This window comes from Campylobacter concisus, assembly GCF_003048835.2.
In the GTDB taxonomy this organism is placed as follows: domain Bacteria; phylum Campylobacterota; class Campylobacteria; order Campylobacterales; family Campylobacteraceae; genus Campylobacter_A; species Campylobacter_A concisus_D.
In genome coordinates, this window is record NZ_CP060705.1 from 1,571,820 (window position 1) to 1,586,063 (window position 14,244).

Annotated in this window: 17 protein-coding genes; 14 read left to right on the plus strand and 3 right to left on the minus strand. The window is 38.9% G+C overall.

The genetic code is table 11. The annotated features are described in order from the left end of the window. Positions 1-96: 96 nt before the first annotated feature. From CVT08_RS07925 to CVT08_RS07990, 14 genes are all read left to right on the plus strand, one after another. Positions 97-381 (plus strand): NADH-quinone oxidoreductase subunit I, encoded by a 285-nt coding sequence (locus CVT08_RS07925; RefSeq protein ID WP_002942606.1) that lies wholly within the window; start codon positions 97-99, stop codon positions 379-381. A 102-nt stretch (positions 382-483) separates the two neighbouring features. Next, positions 484-897 (plus strand): nucleoside-diphosphate kinase, encoded by a 414-nt coding sequence (gene ndk / locus CVT08_RS07930; RefSeq protein WP_002942517.1) that lies wholly within the window; start codon positions 484-486, stop codon positions 895-897. Positions 898-911: 14 nt separating this feature from the next. Further along, positions 912-1,271 carry a hypothetical protein gene (locus CVT08_RS07935; protein ID WP_107855850.1) on the plus strand — a complete coding sequence of 120 codons (360 nt, stop codon included), beginning with the start codon at positions 912-914 and terminating at the stop codon, positions 1,269-1,271. Between the two features lie 11 nt (positions 1,272-1,282). Next, complete coding sequence (rpmF, locus tag CVT08_RS07940) at positions 1,283-1,429, plus strand: 50S ribosomal protein L32 (RefSeq protein ID WP_002942540.1); 147 nt, start codon at positions 1,283-1,285, stop codon at positions 1,427-1,429. Between the two features lie 3 nt (positions 1,430-1,432). Then, the gene (gene plsX / locus CVT08_RS07945) at positions 1,433-2,422 is read left to right on the plus strand and encodes a phosphate acyltransferase PlsX (RefSeq protein WP_009294377.1); all 990 of its coding nucleotides are present in this window, start codon (positions 1,433-1,435) and stop codon (positions 2,420-2,422) included. A 3-nt stretch (positions 2,423-2,425) separates the two neighbouring features. Continuing rightward, positions 2,426-3,430: a beta-ketoacyl-ACP synthase III gene (locus CVT08_RS07950; protein WP_107855849.1), complete on the plus strand. Its 1,005-nt coding sequence runs from the start codon at positions 2,426-2,428 to the stop codon at positions 3,428-3,430. Between the two features lie 197 nt (positions 3,431-3,627). Next, entirely contained in the window at positions 3,628-4,227 is a 600-nt protein-coding gene (locus tag CVT08_RS07955; protein ID WP_021086863.1) for a peroxiredoxin, read from the plus strand. A 122-nt stretch (positions 4,228-4,349) separates the two neighbouring features. After that, complete coding sequence (locus CVT08_RS07960; protein ID WP_103567624.1) at positions 4,350-5,432, plus strand: PilZ domain-containing protein; 1,083 nt, start codon at positions 4,350-4,352, stop codon at positions 5,430-5,432. An 8-nt stretch (positions 5,433-5,440) separates the two neighbouring features. Further along, positions 5,441-7,729, plus strand: a complete 2,289-nt coding sequence (locus CVT08_RS07965) for an ATP-binding protein (RefSeq protein ID WP_107855848.1) — start codon at positions 5,441-5,443, stop codon at positions 7,727-7,729. A 59-nt stretch (positions 7,730-7,788) separates the two neighbouring features. Continuing rightward, positions 7,789-8,400 carry a glycerol-3-phosphate 1-O-acyltransferase PlsY gene (gene plsY / locus CVT08_RS07970; protein WP_107855847.1) on the plus strand — a complete coding sequence of 204 codons (612 nt, stop codon included), beginning with the start codon at positions 7,789-7,791 and terminating at the stop codon, positions 8,398-8,400. After that, entirely contained in the window at positions 8,397-8,723 is a 327-nt protein-coding gene (locus CVT08_RS07975; protein WP_107855846.1) for a dihydroneopterin aldolase, read from the plus strand. Before plsY ends, CVT08_RS07975 begins: the two co-directional genes overlap by 4 nt. Before the next feature lie 76 nt (positions 8,724-8,799). Next, a complete protein-coding gene (gene hsrA / locus CVT08_RS07980) occupies positions 8,800-9,471 on the plus strand; it encodes a homeostatic response regulator transcription factor HsrA (RefSeq protein ID WP_002942555.1) in 672 nt (223 codons plus the stop codon). A 38-nt stretch (positions 9,472-9,509) separates the two neighbouring features. Next, positions 9,510-10,727: a sensor histidine kinase gene (locus CVT08_RS07985; protein ID WP_196381040.1), complete on the plus strand. Its 1,218-nt coding sequence runs from the start codon at positions 9,510-9,512 to the stop codon at positions 10,725-10,727. A 3-nt stretch (positions 10,728-10,730) separates the two neighbouring features. Beyond that, positions 10,731-12,179, plus strand: coding sequence for a Ppx/GppA phosphatase family protein (locus CVT08_RS07990; RefSeq protein ID WP_107855845.1), 1,449 nt, complete (start codon positions 10,731-10,733; stop codon positions 12,177-12,179). Between the two features lie 451 nt (positions 12,180-12,630). Here the strand turns inward: CVT08_RS07990 and CVT08_RS07995 are convergent, their stop codons facing one another. From CVT08_RS07995 to CVT08_RS08005, 3 genes are read right to left on the minus strand one after another with little or no spacing between them, the layout of a single operon-like run. Further along, positions 12,631-13,509 (minus strand): hypothetical protein, encoded by an 879-nt coding sequence (locus CVT08_RS07995; protein WP_002942603.1) that lies wholly within the window; start codon positions 13,507-13,509, stop codon positions 12,631-12,633. Further along, positions 13,506-13,823, minus strand: coding sequence for a flagellar motor switch protein FliN (gene fliN / locus CVT08_RS08000; protein WP_002942551.1), 318 nt, complete (start codon positions 13,821-13,823; stop codon positions 13,506-13,508). Before fliN ends, CVT08_RS07995 begins: the two co-directional genes overlap by 4 nt. Continuing rightward, the gene (locus CVT08_RS08005) at positions 13,820-14,239 is read right to left on the minus strand and encodes a chemotaxis protein CheX (protein ID WP_107855844.1); all 420 of its coding nucleotides are present in this window, start codon (positions 14,237-14,239) and stop codon (positions 13,820-13,822) included. Before CVT08_RS08005 ends, fliN begins: the two co-directional genes overlap by 4 nt. Positions 14,240-14,244 lie beyond the last annotated feature (5 nt).

Sequence of the window (14,244 nt, forward strand, 5' to 3'; positions counted from 1 at the left end):
GAGAAATTAAGCGTGCTATGAAAATTTAAGAGTATATTTATATCATTTTCAGTTTTTTTTGATATTCTACGCCAAAATTTTATTTAAGGAGAAAAAATGTCTGTAAAAATAACCGATATATGCATAAGCTGTGGCTCATGCATCGATGAGTGCCCAGTTTCAGCTATTGTAGATGATAGCGACAACCCAACTGGAGCAGATACATACTATGTTTATTCAAACAAATGCGTTGAGTGCGTAGGCTACAACGATGAGCCAGCCTGTGCATCTGCCTGTCCAACTGATGGATGCATCGTTTGGGACGCCGTAGTAGCAGGACAACCTTCACGTGATCAAATCGGTGCTGACGCTCGCACTGGCAGCACTCCAGTTATCCAATAAATTTACAAAATTTAGGCTCAAATTTGAGCCTATTTTATTTTTAAGCTTTATTTGATATAATTGCCAACTTCATTTAAATAACCTAAATTTTAAGGAAAATTTATGCAAAGAACACTTTCTATTATTAAGCCTGACGCTGTTAAGAAAAATGTTGTTGGAAAGATTATAGATAGATTTGAAAGCAACGGCTTAAGAATCGCAGCTGCAAAGAAAATCAAACTTAGCAAATGCGATGCAAAAGCATTTTATGCAGTTCATAAAGATAGACCTTTCTTCAACGATCTAGTTGATTTTATGGTAAGCGGACCAGTCGTAGTTATGGTTTTAGAGGGCGAAAATGCAGTTGCTAAAAACCGCGAGCTAATGGGCGCAACCAACCCAAAAGAAGCAGCTCCTGGCACTATCAGAGCTGATTTTGCTGATAGCATTGACGCAAATGCAGTTCACGGAAGCGACAGCCTAGAAAACGCTGTAAATGAGATAAATTTCTTCTTTGCTTCAAGAGAAATTTGCTAATTTTGGACTAAAATTTGATTATTCCATTTTCTAAAATAGCAAACAAAGAGATAAACTTTGAGCTAGTAAGAAACAATGATCTAATTTTTAGTGGAATTTTAAAAAGAAAAGACTCTTTTTTGGTAAAATGTCAAGGCACCATAAAGGGTGAGATAAAATATATTTGCGATCGATGCGGTGATGAATTTATGTTGCCAGTCGATCAAGACGTAGAGCTAAATTTAAGCGATGGTGTCTATAAAGACAGAGAAAACGAGCTTAGCGATACGGTTGAATTTTTTGATGGCAATATTGATTTAAAAGAAGTTTTTGAAAGTGAGCTAGAAGCTTTTAAGAGCGATTATTTTTATTGTGAAAAATGTAAAAATTTATAAAGGAGAGTAAAATGGCAGTACCAAAGCGTAGAGTGAGTCATTCTCGTGCAGCAAAACGTAGAACACATTACAAAGTTACACTTCCAGTGCCTGTAAAAGACAAAGATGGTTCTTGGAAAATGCCTCACCGCATAAACAAAACAACAGGTGAATACTAAAATATGATTCGCATTGCTATTGATGCTATGGGTGGTGATTTTGGTGCAGATCCTATAATATCTGGCGTTATTGAAGCACTAAAAGAGACAGAATTTAAAGCTGTATTAGTTGGCGATAGCAATGCCATAAAACCGCTCATCCCACAACCCTATTTAAAAAATATAGAATTTATAGAAGCTACTGAAGTCATCTCTATGGCTGACGGAGCAACAGACGCACTAAAAAGAAAAGATAGCACGATCTACAAAGCTGTTGAACTTTTAAAAGAAAAAGAAGTCGATGCTGTCGTTTCTGCTGGTCACAGCGGTGCTACTATGAGTTTAGCTACATTAAGAGTTGGTAGATTAAAAAATGTATCTCGTCCAGCGATCGCAACACTTATGCCTAATTCAAAAGAGACAGCTACTTTGGTTTTGGATGTTGGCGCAAATGTTGATTGCAGAAGCGAACACTTGTTTCAATTTGCCATAATGGGTGAAGCCTATGCAAAAGAAATTTTAGGCAGAAAAGAGCCAAAAGTAGGTCTTTTGTCAAATGGCGAAGAAGAGAGTAAAGGCAATGAAGTCAGCAAAGAGGCTTTTAAACTAGTTTCTAGACTTGATAGCTTTGTTGGCAATGCAGAGGGCAATCAAATTTTTGATGGTAGCATTGATGTCATGGTCTGCGACGGTTTTATGGGAAATATCCTATTAAAAACGAGCGAAGGCGTCGCTGATGCCATAGGCAAGATCATCAAAAAGCAAGTCAAAAAATCACCCCTTGCTATGGCTGGATCAGTACTTATGAGAAAAGTTTTCAAAACTCTAAAAAAACAGGTCAGTTACGATGAGTATGGCGGTGCTCCGCTTCTTGGCGTAAATGGCTGCGTCATCATAAGTCACGGCAAAAGTAACTCAAAAGCTATAAAAAATGCAATCTTTCAAGCAATTAAATTTGCTAACTCGAATATAAATAAAGTTATAGAAGAAGAACTTTCACACTTTGCAAGGTAAAATATGCCAAAAGCTTCATTGATCTCCATTGCGTCATATGTCCCAGAAAAAATTTTAACAAATTTTGATTTTGAAAAAATGGTCGACACGAGCGATGAGTGGATAGTGAAGCGAACCGGTATAGAGCAAAGACATATCGCAACGACTGAGATAACAAGCGATCTTGGCACAAAAGCTGCCGAGCTAGCTATAAAGCGATCAGGCCTTGAAAAATCACAAATCGATGCAGTGATATGCGCTACGATATCTCCAGATCATCTTTGCATGCCTTCAACCGCTTGTAAGATAGCTGCAAATTTGGATTTAAATTTTGGCATCACAGCTTTTGACATAAGTGCGGCTTGCACTGGCTTTATCTATCTTTTGGAGCTTGCAAATTCCCTTATTACAAGTGGTGCTAAGAAAAATGTTTTGATCATAGGAGCTGAAAAACTAAGCTCGATGATCGACTACACAGATAGAAGCACTTGCATACTTTTTGGTGACGGAGCTGGTGCTGCTGTGATAAGTGCGAGCGAAGAAAACGAGATCATTGACATCCACACTGCAAGCGATGGCAGACAGGCTGAGCTTTTGATAACTCCAGGATGTGGCAGTGCATTTCCAGCTAGCGAAGAGACGCTAAAAAATAGGCTAAATTTCATTCACATGAGCGGAAATGAGGTCTTTAAGATAGCAGTTCAAACGCTTAGCAAAAGCGTGATAGAAATTTTACACGCAAACAAAATGCAAAGCGAAGATATCGACTTTTTCATACCTCATCAAGCAAATATCAGGATAATAGACGCCGTAAAAAACAGGCTAAATTTCACCGACGAGCAGTGCGTTTTGACGGTTGCAAAATACGGCAACACAAGCTCTGCTTCGATCCCGATGGCGATGAATGATGCTTACGAGGATGGACGCATTAAAAATGGTTCAGTTTTACTTCTTGACGCATTTGGTGGTGGCTTTACTTGGGGTTCAGCGATACTAAAATTTGGCGGAAAAAATTTTAGCGATCTCTAAATAGCCGCTTTTGCACCCAAAACTCTAAATTTAATAAAATTTCTACAACACCCTCTATAAATTTTTAAAAATTTCCATTCATTTTCAAATGCATATTAAAATTACAATGTTTTAAATTTTCAGATCTATTTAATTAGAATTTAAATTTTTATGGATATAATTTCGCAATCAATAAAATTTATTATTAAGGAGAAAAAATGTTAGTAACAAAAAAAGCACCTGACTTTACAGCTGCAGCAGTTTTAGGAAACAATCAAATTGTAAATGATTTCAACCTCTACAAAAACATCGGCGAAAAGGGCGCTGTTGTATTTTTCTACCCAATGGACTTTACATTTGTTTGCCCAAGCGAGATCATCGCGTTTGATAAAAGATACGACGAGTTCAAGTCACGCGGTATCGAAGTTATCGCAGTTTCTTGCGACAACCAGTTCTCACACTTTGCATGGAAAGAGACTCCAGTAAATAAAGGCGGTATCGGCAAAGTTCGCTTCCCAATCGTAGCTGACATGACAAAATCAATCGCTCGTGGCTTTGACGTACTTCTAGAAGACGCTGGCGTGGCACTTCGCGGTTCATTCCTACTTGACAAAGATGGCACAGTTCGCCACGCAGTTATAAATGACCTACCACTTGGCAGAAACATCGACGAGATGATCAGAATGGTAGATACTATGCTATTTACAAATGAGCACGGCGAAGTTTGCCCAGCTGGCTGGCACAAAGGTGATTCTGGTATGAAACCAAGCACTGAAGGTGTTGCTGACTACCTTTCACACAACGAAAGCAAACTATAATTATTCAAATTTCTAGGCAGCTTTGCCTAGAAATTCTCTCTCTACACAAATTTAAATATTTTTTTAATATAACTTTATATATGATAGCAATGTTTTAATAAATAACCTTTTTTGGAGACCCCATGGAGTTTAAGGGCAGGCAAGAACTTGTCGAAAATTGCGAGGATTGCATACTTGGTTTAAGAGCTAAATTTATAGATGAGGGCATCAAATTTTGCAGACAATTAACCCTTGTGGTGCCACACGAGCAGATGAAAATTTGCCTTGAGAGTATATTTGATGCGCTACTCATCCAAAAACCAAATGCCACACAAATTCGCGACGACTTAAACAGCCTAATACCAAAACTAAACGCGAAAGACGAGCTGATAAATTTCCTACTTTTAAATTTGACACTAAATTTTAGTCACGCCTGCGACGATGCAGTCTATGTGGGCTACTTTGTAAATGCCGTCTCAAGGTTGAAAGAAATTTTATATAACGCCGAAAATCATCAAGAGACCACAGTAAAAGAGATGATCGATACTGGCTCATTTTTCTACGAAGATCCGATCAACACATTTACACGCATGAAAAACGCCAAGGTCCGCCCTGAATTTTTAAATTTATACGACGGACTAAATATAAAATACGAAGCCGAAATTTTAGAAGTTAAAGAAGATAGCGTCGTTTTTCGCGTAGATATGATGCAAATTTTAGCCATGAAGCAAGATGGTAAGGGCTTCATCCTACCAAATAGCTTCTTCTCAAAGCAACTTCGCGCCGACATCATTGACTACAATATCGCCGATAAAAGCGTCACTCTTTCAAATTTCTCGCGCACAGCGACCATGCATGCAAACAAGAGAAAATTCCAGCGCGTCTTACCAAACCGCTTTACCAAAATTTCTCTAAAAGGAGAGCAAGGCGAGCTTGTTGGCAGCCTTTACGACATCTCAGAGGGCGGCATAAGTATATTGAGCTCACAAGCTACAAATTTTAAAGACGGCGAAGAGTTAGAGGCAAATTTTGACATCTTGCTCTCACCAGATGAAGTAAAAAATGTCTCCTTAAAGCTAAAACTTGTCACAGAGCTAGCATACAAGGGCTACATCAGATACTGCATGCAGCTAGTTGATGATGACAAAACGATAAAAGACTTCACGCAAAAGCGCGTCAAAGAGACGCTTGACGAGCTTCGCTCACGCATAAATTTATACGAATAAGGCAATTAGTGAAAACCATACAAGAAAATTTAAAACTTTTTTACATCGGACTAAAAGACAAAGAGCCATTTTTTTATAAAAACAAGGACCTAACCACCCATGCAGCCATCATTGGTATGACTGGTAGCGGCAAAACAGGCCTTGGTATCACGCTTTTAGAAGAGGCCTGCATAGACAACATCCCCTCTATCATCATCGATCCAAAGGGCGACATCACAAATTTAGCCCTCACCTTTCCGCAGATGAGAGCGGAGGATTTTTTACCTTATGCCGATGAAGCAGAAGCGGCAAACAAAGGTCAAAGCGTAGAGGAATTTGCCGCCTCTCAGGCCGAGCTTTGGAGAAACGGCATAGAGTCTAGCTTTCAAGACCTTGAGCGCGTAAAAATTTTAAAAGATAGTGCTAGCTTTAACATCTACACACCAAAAAGCTCATCTGGCATAGGCGTGGCACTACTTAGCGACTTTGCTTGCCCAAATATTAGTGACGAAGAAATTTTTAGCAACTATATAAATTCACTCGCAGCGTCAGTGCTCTCGCTTATTGGCATGAGTTCTGAGGATATGAGCTCAAAAGAACAGCTGCTAATATCCACTATATTTGAGAGCAAATTTAAAGAGCAAAAAGACGTCAGCATCGAAGAGCTCATAAATTTCATAGCAAATCCGCCGTTTAAAAAGATAGGCGTTTTTGACGTGGATACCTTCTATCCAAGCAGTGAGCGTCTAAAGCTTGCCATAAAGATAAACGCACTCATCGCAAGCCCAAGTTTTAAGGGCTGGACGCAGGGCGTTAGACTTGAAATTTCAAAGATGCTTTTTGACGAAAATGGCAAAGCAAAGTGCAATATCTTTACGATCTCACACCTAAATGACGCTGAGAGGATGTTTTTTGTCACGCTTTTACTAAACGAGATCATCGCGTGGATGCGTGGCACAGAGGGCACTAGCTCACTTAGAGCGATCCTATATATGGATGAAATTTTTGGCTTTTTCCCGCCAAACGCAAATCCGCCGTCAAAAACGCCTATGCTCACGCTTTTAAAACAAGCCCGTGCATTTGGTCTTGGCTGCGTTTTAAGCACGCAAAACCCGGTCGATCTTGACTACAAAGGCCTTAGCAACATCGGCACTTGGTTCATCGGTCGCCTCCAAACAGCGCAGGATAAAGCCCGCGTGATCGACGGCCTAAGCGGCATCGCAGGCTCAAACCTAGACAAAGCCTCACTTGAAAATCTCATATCAAATTTAGCCAAAAGAAATTTCTTACTCAAAAATATAAACGAGGACGGCTTAAATGTCATCTCCACGCGCTGGGCACTTAGCTATCTAAAAGGCCCGCTAAGCCGTGAGCAAATTTCAAATTTAATGAAAGATAAAAAAGAGAATTTAAACAGCCAAAATATAGATAAAAGCGAGATGAAATTTAGTGCAAAGCCTATCATCTCAAATGCGATCACGCAGCTTTATGCTAGCTCAAAAAGCCTCACACCAAATTTACTAGCAAGCGCAAAAGTGAGAATTTATGACGCCAAAAAAGGCATAGATAGCGTTTGTGAGGTGAGCTATCTTTACGAGCTTAGTGAAAACGACAAAGAGCCAAACTGGAGCGAGGCTAGCGAAGGCATGCACGTTGATGCGAGCGAAAATGAACCAAGCGGTGCAAGCTTTGCTGCTGTGCCAAATTTCATAACGAGCGCTAAAAATTTTGACGCTTTAGAGAAAGATTTTAAAGAGTTTTTGTATAGAAATTTCAAATTTAACACCTTTGAGGCGATGGGAATTTACTCAAAAGAAAACGAGTCAAAAGAGGAGTTTTTCATAAGGCTTCAGGATAAGTGCAATGAAATTTTAGAAGAGCAAACCGCAAAGCTCACGGCTAAATTTGAAAAAGAGCAAAAAAGCTTGCAAGACAAGCTAAACAAAGCCCTTGCAAAGCTTGATAAAGAGCAAAAAGATATGACAGCAAGCGGCCTTGACGCAGCTATAAATATAGGCGCAAGCATATTTGGAGCGATATTTGGCAACAAGCTCTTATCTCGCCAAAACGCCGGCAAGATCGCATCAAGTGCTAGAAGCGCAAACAAGGTCTTAAAAGAGCGAAGCGACGTCAAGCTTAGCGAGCAAAGCGTAAATGATATAAATTTGGCCATAAGCGAGCTTGAAGAGAAATTTGCAAAAGAGTGCGATGCACTAAAAGAGGCAAATGATATTAAAAACATCACGATAAATGAAACACAAATTTCACCAAAGAAAAGCGACATCTACGACGAAAAAGTCGTGCTTTTGTGGAGATGATTTATAAAAAAATTAGTATTTTTTTATTATCATTTCTCTTTAAATTTAAAAGGTAAAATATGCAAAATTTAATACTTTATGCCATTAGCTACCTGCTTGGCAGCATCCCATCAGGGCTCATACTAGCAAAAATTTTTGGACATGTTGATATAAAAAAAGAGGGTAGCAAAAGCATAGGTGCGACAAATGTTTTAAGGGTTTTAAAGCAAACTAACCCAAAACTCGCCAAAAAGCTAGCCATTTTAACCGTAGTTTGTGACGTGTTAAAAGGCGTTTTGCCACTCATCGTAGCCTCTTCTCTTGGTGCAAGCCAAAGTACGCTTTGGACGATGGCGGTTTTAAGCGTTGTGGGGCATTGTTTTTCTATATTTTTAGGCTTTCAAGGCGGCAAAGGCGTGGCAACCGGAGCTGGCGTACTTGCATTTTTCTTACCAGTTGAGATAATAATCGCTCTTGTCGTTTGGTTTTTGGTTGGTAAGTTTTTAAAGATAAGCTCTCTAGCCTCGCTATGCGCGCTGATAGCTCTCATCGCATCAAGCTTCATCATCCACCCAGAGCTTGATGAAATTTACACTCACGCGCCGATCCTTATCATCGCATTTTTGGTAGTTTATAAGCACATACCAAATATCGTTCGCCTGCTTTCAGGCAAGGAGCAAAAAGTAGTATGAAAAGTGAAATAACAACGATCATTAAAGATTACAAATTTCAAACTGTCATCGGGATGTTTGACTTTGAGCGAGTTGCAAAGCAAGAGGTAAAAGTAAGCTTAGAATTTCGCTCGACTAGCTTGATTGATTATGTTTTGGTGGCTGATTTTATAAAAGAATTTTACAATGAGATGAAATTTCAAAGCGTAGAAGAGTCACTGGAAGCAACCTGCAAAGCGCTAAAAGAGAGGTTTGGCTCGCTTACTAGCTTGGATATGGAGATTTTAAAAACCGAGATTTTACCAAATGCAATTGTCGGTGCAAAAATCAGCACTATTTTTTAAAAATTTATTAAAGTATCTTGAAATATTTCTTAATTTATGATACAATCGACCATAAATTTTAGTTTAAGGAAAAGAAATGCGTATTTTAATAGTAGAAGACGAAGTAACGCTAAATAAGACGATTGCTGAGGGGTTGCAAGAGTTTGGTTATCAGACAGATAGCTCTGAAAATTTCAAAGACGCTGAGTACTACATCGGCATCAGAAACTACGACCTAGTTTTGACTGACTGGATGCTTCAAGATGGCGACGGCGTTGATCTTATAAACATCATAAAACATAAATCTCCACGCACTTCAGTCGTAGTTCTTTCTGCAAAAGACGACAAAGAGAGCGAGATAAAAGCACTTAGAGCTGGCGCTGATGACTACATCAAAAAGCCGTTTGATTTTGACATTTTAGTAGCTAGACTTGAGGCCAGACTACGCTTTGGTGGCACAAATATCATCAAGATAGACGAGCTTATCATCAACCCAGATGAAGAGAAGATCACATACCTTGGTCGCGACATCGAGTTAAAAGGTAAGCCATTTGAGGTATTAACTCACCTTGCAAGACACTCAGATCAGATCGTATCTAAAGAGCAACTACTTGACGCTATCTGGGAAGAGCCAGAGCTTGTAACTCCAAACGTTATCGAGGTTGCTATCAACCAAATCCGCCAAAAAATGGACAAACCGCTAAATATTTCAACAATAGAAACTGTTAGAAGACGCGGATATAGATTTTGCTTTCCCAAAAAAGCTTAAGAAATAGATTTATACTGCAATTAGCGTCTGGTGCGATGATGCTAATTGCCGTTGTTTCGGTGATGCTCTATCACTACATAAGAGTCACCGTTTTTCAAAGTGTAGTTAGCGAGCTAAACCAGCAAGCCATATCTTACAAAAACAATCCTCAAAATTTTAATCCAAACAATCTAAAAACTTTTACTATAGAAACCCCAAACAAAACTCTAGCCACCATAAAAGCAGGCGAGCTTAAAGGTGAAAAGCCCTACCTTGTGATGCAAAAGATAAAAGATGAGAGCACAACCACGCTAACAACAAGGCTAGATGATAGTAACTACTTAGTCCTAGAGAAAGAGACGACGCTTCAAAGCCAGATAGTAGAAGAAATTTTTATAGATATTATAATCGTAAATGTCACAGCGATACTTTTGGTGCTATTTTATGCACTATTTTTATCAAGAATGCTTTTAATACCTATAAAAATTTTAAGTCACAAGCTTACAAATTTAGATGAGAAATTTCTAAAAGAGATCGATATCAAAAGCTTGCCAGACGAGTTTTTACCACTTGGCAATAGCATAAATAGGCTGATCTCTCGCATACAAACTTTCGTTTTATACCAAAAAGAGCTCTTTGTAGGCGTTGCTCACGAGCTAAAGACGCCGCTTGCCGTTATGAAAACCAAAAACGAAGTGACACTTTTAAAACCAAGAGATAGCGAAAAATATATAGAAGCGCTAAAATCAAACAACGAAGCGATCAACGGCATGAATGCGATGATAGGCTCAGTCCTTGAGATAGGCCGTCAAGAGGGTGCGCAGTTTGAAGAGCCAGTAAATACCGACGTGATCGCATTTTTGAAAAAACTAGGAAAAAACTACGAGGTGCTCGCAAAAGGTGAAGAAAAAAATCTCGTACTCGATCTAAAACCTGAAATTTTAAATCTCAACATCCAAACTAGCCTACTAACTCACATCGTGCAAAATTTCGTCCAAAATGCTATCAAATTTTCTCCAAAAAATAGCACCATTACCATTAGCTCAAGGCTTGAAAAGAGCAAATTTATCATCGAAGTAACCGACGAGGGCGTGGGCATAGATGAGAGCAAGGACTTGTTTGCTCCATTTAAAAGATACGGCAACAAAGGTGGTGCTGGACTTGGACTATTTCTCGCAAAAGGTGCAGCACAGGCACTTGACGCTGAGATATCTATCAAAAATAGAGAGGGTGCAAACGGAGCAGTTGCAAGCCTCGTTTTAAATTTAAAAGGATAAAAAATGGCAAAGAGAACCGCAGTGATCGATCTTGGCTCAAATTCTATGCGTATGGCAATATTTGAGCGCACATCACGCTTAGCATTTTTTATACTAGCTGAATACAAAACCAAAGTGCGACTGGGTGAAGGCGGATACGGCTCAAACAACGAAATTTCAGAAGCTTCAATGCAAAAAGCGATCAAAGCCTTTAGCGAATTTGATAACATCATAAAAAGCTATAAATGCTCCAAAGTCCTATGTGTCGGTACTTCAGCGCTTAGAGATGCTCCAAACTCATGCGTTTTGATCTCGCTTTTAAGAAAAAAACTTGGCATAAATTTAAAAGTGATTGACGGCAAAGAAGAGGCTACTTTTGGAGCGATAGCGGCTAAAAATTTGCTTTACAATCTAGCCGAGTGCGTCACTGTCGATATCGGCGGAGGCTCGACCGAGCTTGCTAGGATAAGTAACGGCAAGATAGTCGATGTCCTCTCGCTTGATATAGGCACAGTGAGGCTAAAAGAGCTATTTTTTGATAAGAAAAATTTAAACAAACTACCTAAATTTCTGTCGCAGATCACGGCGCAGATAGATGAGCGATTTAAGTGTCCAAATTTAATAGCGATCGGCGGCTCTTTAAGAGCGATCTCATCGGCCATAATGAGCAAAAATTTATATCCGCTCTCGTCGCTACATGGCTTTTGCTACAAGCTTAGCGACGAACAAGCCTACATCGAGAGCATCGCAAACGTTAGCGTGCTTGAGCTAAATAAATTCCCTATAAAAAAAGATAGATATGACACCATCAGAGAGGGTGCGCATATATTTTTAGCCCTTGCTAAGGCGCTAAACGCCAAAAACGTTATCACAAGTGGCGTTGGCGTAAGAGAGGGCGTCTTTTTAAAAGACTTTTTGCGTCCAAGTCTTAAATTTCCAGAAAATTTTAACCCAAGCGTCAAAAGCCTGCAAGATCGCTTCATCCTCTCTTGTAATAAAGCCGTGGTAAGATACGCAAAGGATATTTTTGTGGCGCTTAAAAAGCTTCATGGACTAAATGAGAGCTATCTTGAGACGCTGCTAATTGCTGCAAAGCTCCACAACGTCGGTCAAGAGATAGGCTTTTACGGTGATCACAAAAACTCAGCCTATATCATACTAAATGCCCTAAACTACGGCTTTTCACACGAACAAAAGACGCTAATAGCCGCGGTCATCGGAACAAACGGCAAGAAAAATATTTATGAGTTTGAAAAGTATAAAAATTTATTGCCAAAGGCTGAGTGTGTAAGGTGGCTAAGCTTCATCCTTGCGCTAGCCAAGGCACTTGATATAACCTGCGAGAAGCTAAATTTAAGCTTCGAGTTTAGCGGTCATACGCTAAAAATAGAGGGAGCAAAAGAATTTGCCATGGCAAAAGAAGAGATAAAAAAGATCGCAAAGCCTGAAATTTTCGCAATTTCGTTTGTGTAGGATAAAAGTAGCTGCGTTTTTAAAATTTGCTAGCATTTTGGCAAAAATTAAATTTTTATTATGGACTGGATGAAATATGTAAAGTGTTTTAAAATTTGCGTTTCATGTCCGCAAATATAAAGCAAACACAAAGTCCATCCTACTTGCCCCCACTCTTTTAATACGCTTAAGCGCCACTTTATCGATAGCGTCAAATAAATTTTAAAATTTCATGAACGAGTAATTTCGGCTCTGATTTTAGTGGCAAGCTTTGCGAGGCCTAAAATCAGTAGTCAATTCTTGCTAGTGAGTGGAATTTTAAAATTTTGCTCACAATATAAATTTATCAAAAGTGAAACAAAAAAGGTCTCGAGGTTTGCTTTGTAAGCTAACACCAGCATAGCAGGCACAAAACTGCTTTTAAATTTTACAAAAAGAGTTTATAAAATTTTAGCAGCACAACGAAGCGGGGCTAAAATTCCCCGCTCATTTTATCTTTGTAGTTATTTAGGCTATTTTGGCGCTCTTGTAAAAATGAACCAAGTTTTTTCTTATTTTCTTCAAAGAAAACAGCAAAGTCTTGCTCATTTTGGATCTTATCCTCGCCAAAGCTATCAAGCATGACGTTTGAGCTGCCTACGATGACCAGATAGCGCCTATTTTCGTAGCTTAGAAGCATTAGCTTGTTTGTGCGGTCAAGATATTTTTCGTATATGATATTGACGCCACTATTTTGGTTTTTAAGCAGCCAGTTCATCGACTTTGTGTCATTTTGTGGCTGATTTTGTGGCGTTTTAAACCCGCTAAAATCACTACTTTTTGAAGTGATATATCGTTTAAAAACATATAAAAATATAAGAAGCGCGATGAGCACACTTAGGACGATGAAGTATCTCGAATCAATATTTACCATAGGTTCATTTTCTGTCTTTGGCGTGCTAGCAGTTTCTATCTTTGCGCTAGCTTGTGGCATATTTTGCACCTGCGTTTTTGTGTTTTTTAGTGTTACGCGGATGCGAAGTCCGAAGCTGTCAGTTGTCTTTGACGCATTTACGATGATGGCATCATTTGATCGCAAATTTAGCACTAGCGAGTTTTGTTTTGGCTCAATATCTAGCTCTTGAATGATCTTTGAGTTTATATCTTTGCTCGCGCTTTGATCGTAGCTTAGAGAATTTAGTATCAAAGAGGTCGTATCTTTTTCACGCTTTTGAAAGATGTTGCCCTCATACGGCGCATCAAAGCTAAGCATGATATCGACCCTGTCGGTACGCTCATAGATATTGTATGTTAGCAAGTTTGAGGCAAAGATCTGCGTAGCAAAAAGCACAAAAAATAGTATAAATTTCATAAAAGTTCTTTTTTGAAGTACTGAATAACTGACTTTGAGTCCAAAATTTCATTTATCCTGATGGCTAAATTTTTCTCATAAACCATTACTTCGCCTTTTCCAAAAATTCTATTATTTATATATAGCTCCACGCTCTCACCAGCTGGCTTTTCTAGGTCTATGACCGAGCCAGCTTCAAATTTCAAAAGCTCATTTATGCTAACTGTGGTAGTTCCTAGCTCAGCTATAAAATCAACGCTTATATCCATAAGCTCATCATAACTCTTAAAAAGCCCTAGCTGTTCTAGTGTCTCTATCGCACCTTCGTCGTTCATTGTATCTTGTAGCCTATTTGAAATGTTCTATTTTTTATCTTATATATAAATCTCTCTTTTAGCTTTATGCCAAAATTCTCAACCTCACCCAAAAACTCAGGCGTTCCAAGCTTATAAGCATTTGACTCTTTTTCATTTAGTAGATTTTTAGCCTTACCGATGATCTGATTGGCTATCTCTTTGCAAAGATCGTCCAGATCTCCACCATCAACATCTTCGTGACCAAAAAAGGCATTCATGAAAATTTTTAAAGTATCTTTTTTAAAAAAAAGATAAAACTGATACTCGTTTTTACCCTTATAAACTGGTATGCTAGCCCCGTAAAATCCTTTACCAAGGCTCTTGCCAAACTCTAAATCCAACCCCAAAGTATCCTTGCAAAGATAGCTTGTGGCTTCATCTATAACTTTTCTCATATCTC

What these genes read in the sequence shown, in the direction of transcription:
- CVT08_RS07975 (WP_107855846.1), top strand. Translation starts at nt 8,397, where the DNA reads ATGAAAAGTGAAATAACAACGATCATTAAAGATTACAAATTTCAAACT.
- CVT08_RS07960 (WP_103567624.1), top strand. Translation starts at nt 4,350, where the DNA reads ATGGAGTTTAAGGGCAGGCAAGAACTTGTCGAAAATTGCGAGGATTGC.
- fliN (WP_002942551.1), bottom strand. Translation starts at nt 13,823, where the DNA reads ATGAACGACGAAGGTGCGATAGAGACACTAGAACAGCTAGGGCTTTTT.
- CVT08_RS07995 (WP_002942603.1), bottom strand. Translation starts at nt 13,509, where the DNA reads ATGAAATTTATACTATTTTTTGTGCTTTTTGCTACGCAGATCTTTGCC.
- plsX (WP_009294377.1), top strand. Translation starts at nt 1,433, where the DNA reads ATGATTCGCATTGCTATTGATGCTATGGGTGGTGATTTTGGTGCAGAT.
- CVT08_RS07925 (WP_002942606.1), top strand. Translation starts at nt 97, where the DNA reads ATGTCTGTAAAAATAACCGATATATGCATAAGCTGTGGCTCATGCATC.
- plsY (WP_107855847.1), top strand. Translation starts at nt 7,789, where the DNA reads ATGCAAAATTTAATACTTTATGCCATTAGCTACCTGCTTGGCAGCATC.
- rpmF (WP_002942540.1), top strand. Translation starts at nt 1,283, where the DNA reads ATGGCAGTACCAAAGCGTAGAGTGAGTCATTCTCGTGCAGCAAAACGT.
- CVT08_RS07950 (WP_107855849.1), top strand. Translation starts at nt 2,426, where the DNA reads ATGCCAAAAGCTTCATTGATCTCCATTGCGTCATATGTCCCAGAAAAA.
- CVT08_RS07990 (WP_107855845.1), top strand. Translation starts at nt 10,731, where the DNA reads ATGGCAAAGAGAACCGCAGTGATCGATCTTGGCTCAAATTCTATGCGT.
- hsrA (WP_002942555.1), top strand. Translation starts at nt 8,800, where the DNA reads ATGCGTATTTTAATAGTAGAAGACGAAGTAACGCTAAATAAGACGATT.
- CVT08_RS07985 (WP_196381040.1), top strand. Translation starts at nt 9,510, where the DNA reads ATGCTAATTGCCGTTGTTTCGGTGATGCTCTATCACTACATAAGAGTC.
- ndk (WP_002942517.1), top strand. Translation starts at nt 484, where the DNA reads ATGCAAAGAACACTTTCTATTATTAAGCCTGACGCTGTTAAGAAAAAT.
- CVT08_RS07955 (WP_021086863.1), top strand. Translation starts at nt 3,628, where the DNA reads ATGTTAGTAACAAAAAAAGCACCTGACTTTACAGCTGCAGCAGTTTTA.
- CVT08_RS08005 (WP_107855844.1), bottom strand. Translation starts at nt 14,239, where the DNA reads ATGAGAAAAGTTATAGATGAAGCCACAAGCTATCTTTGCAAGGATACT.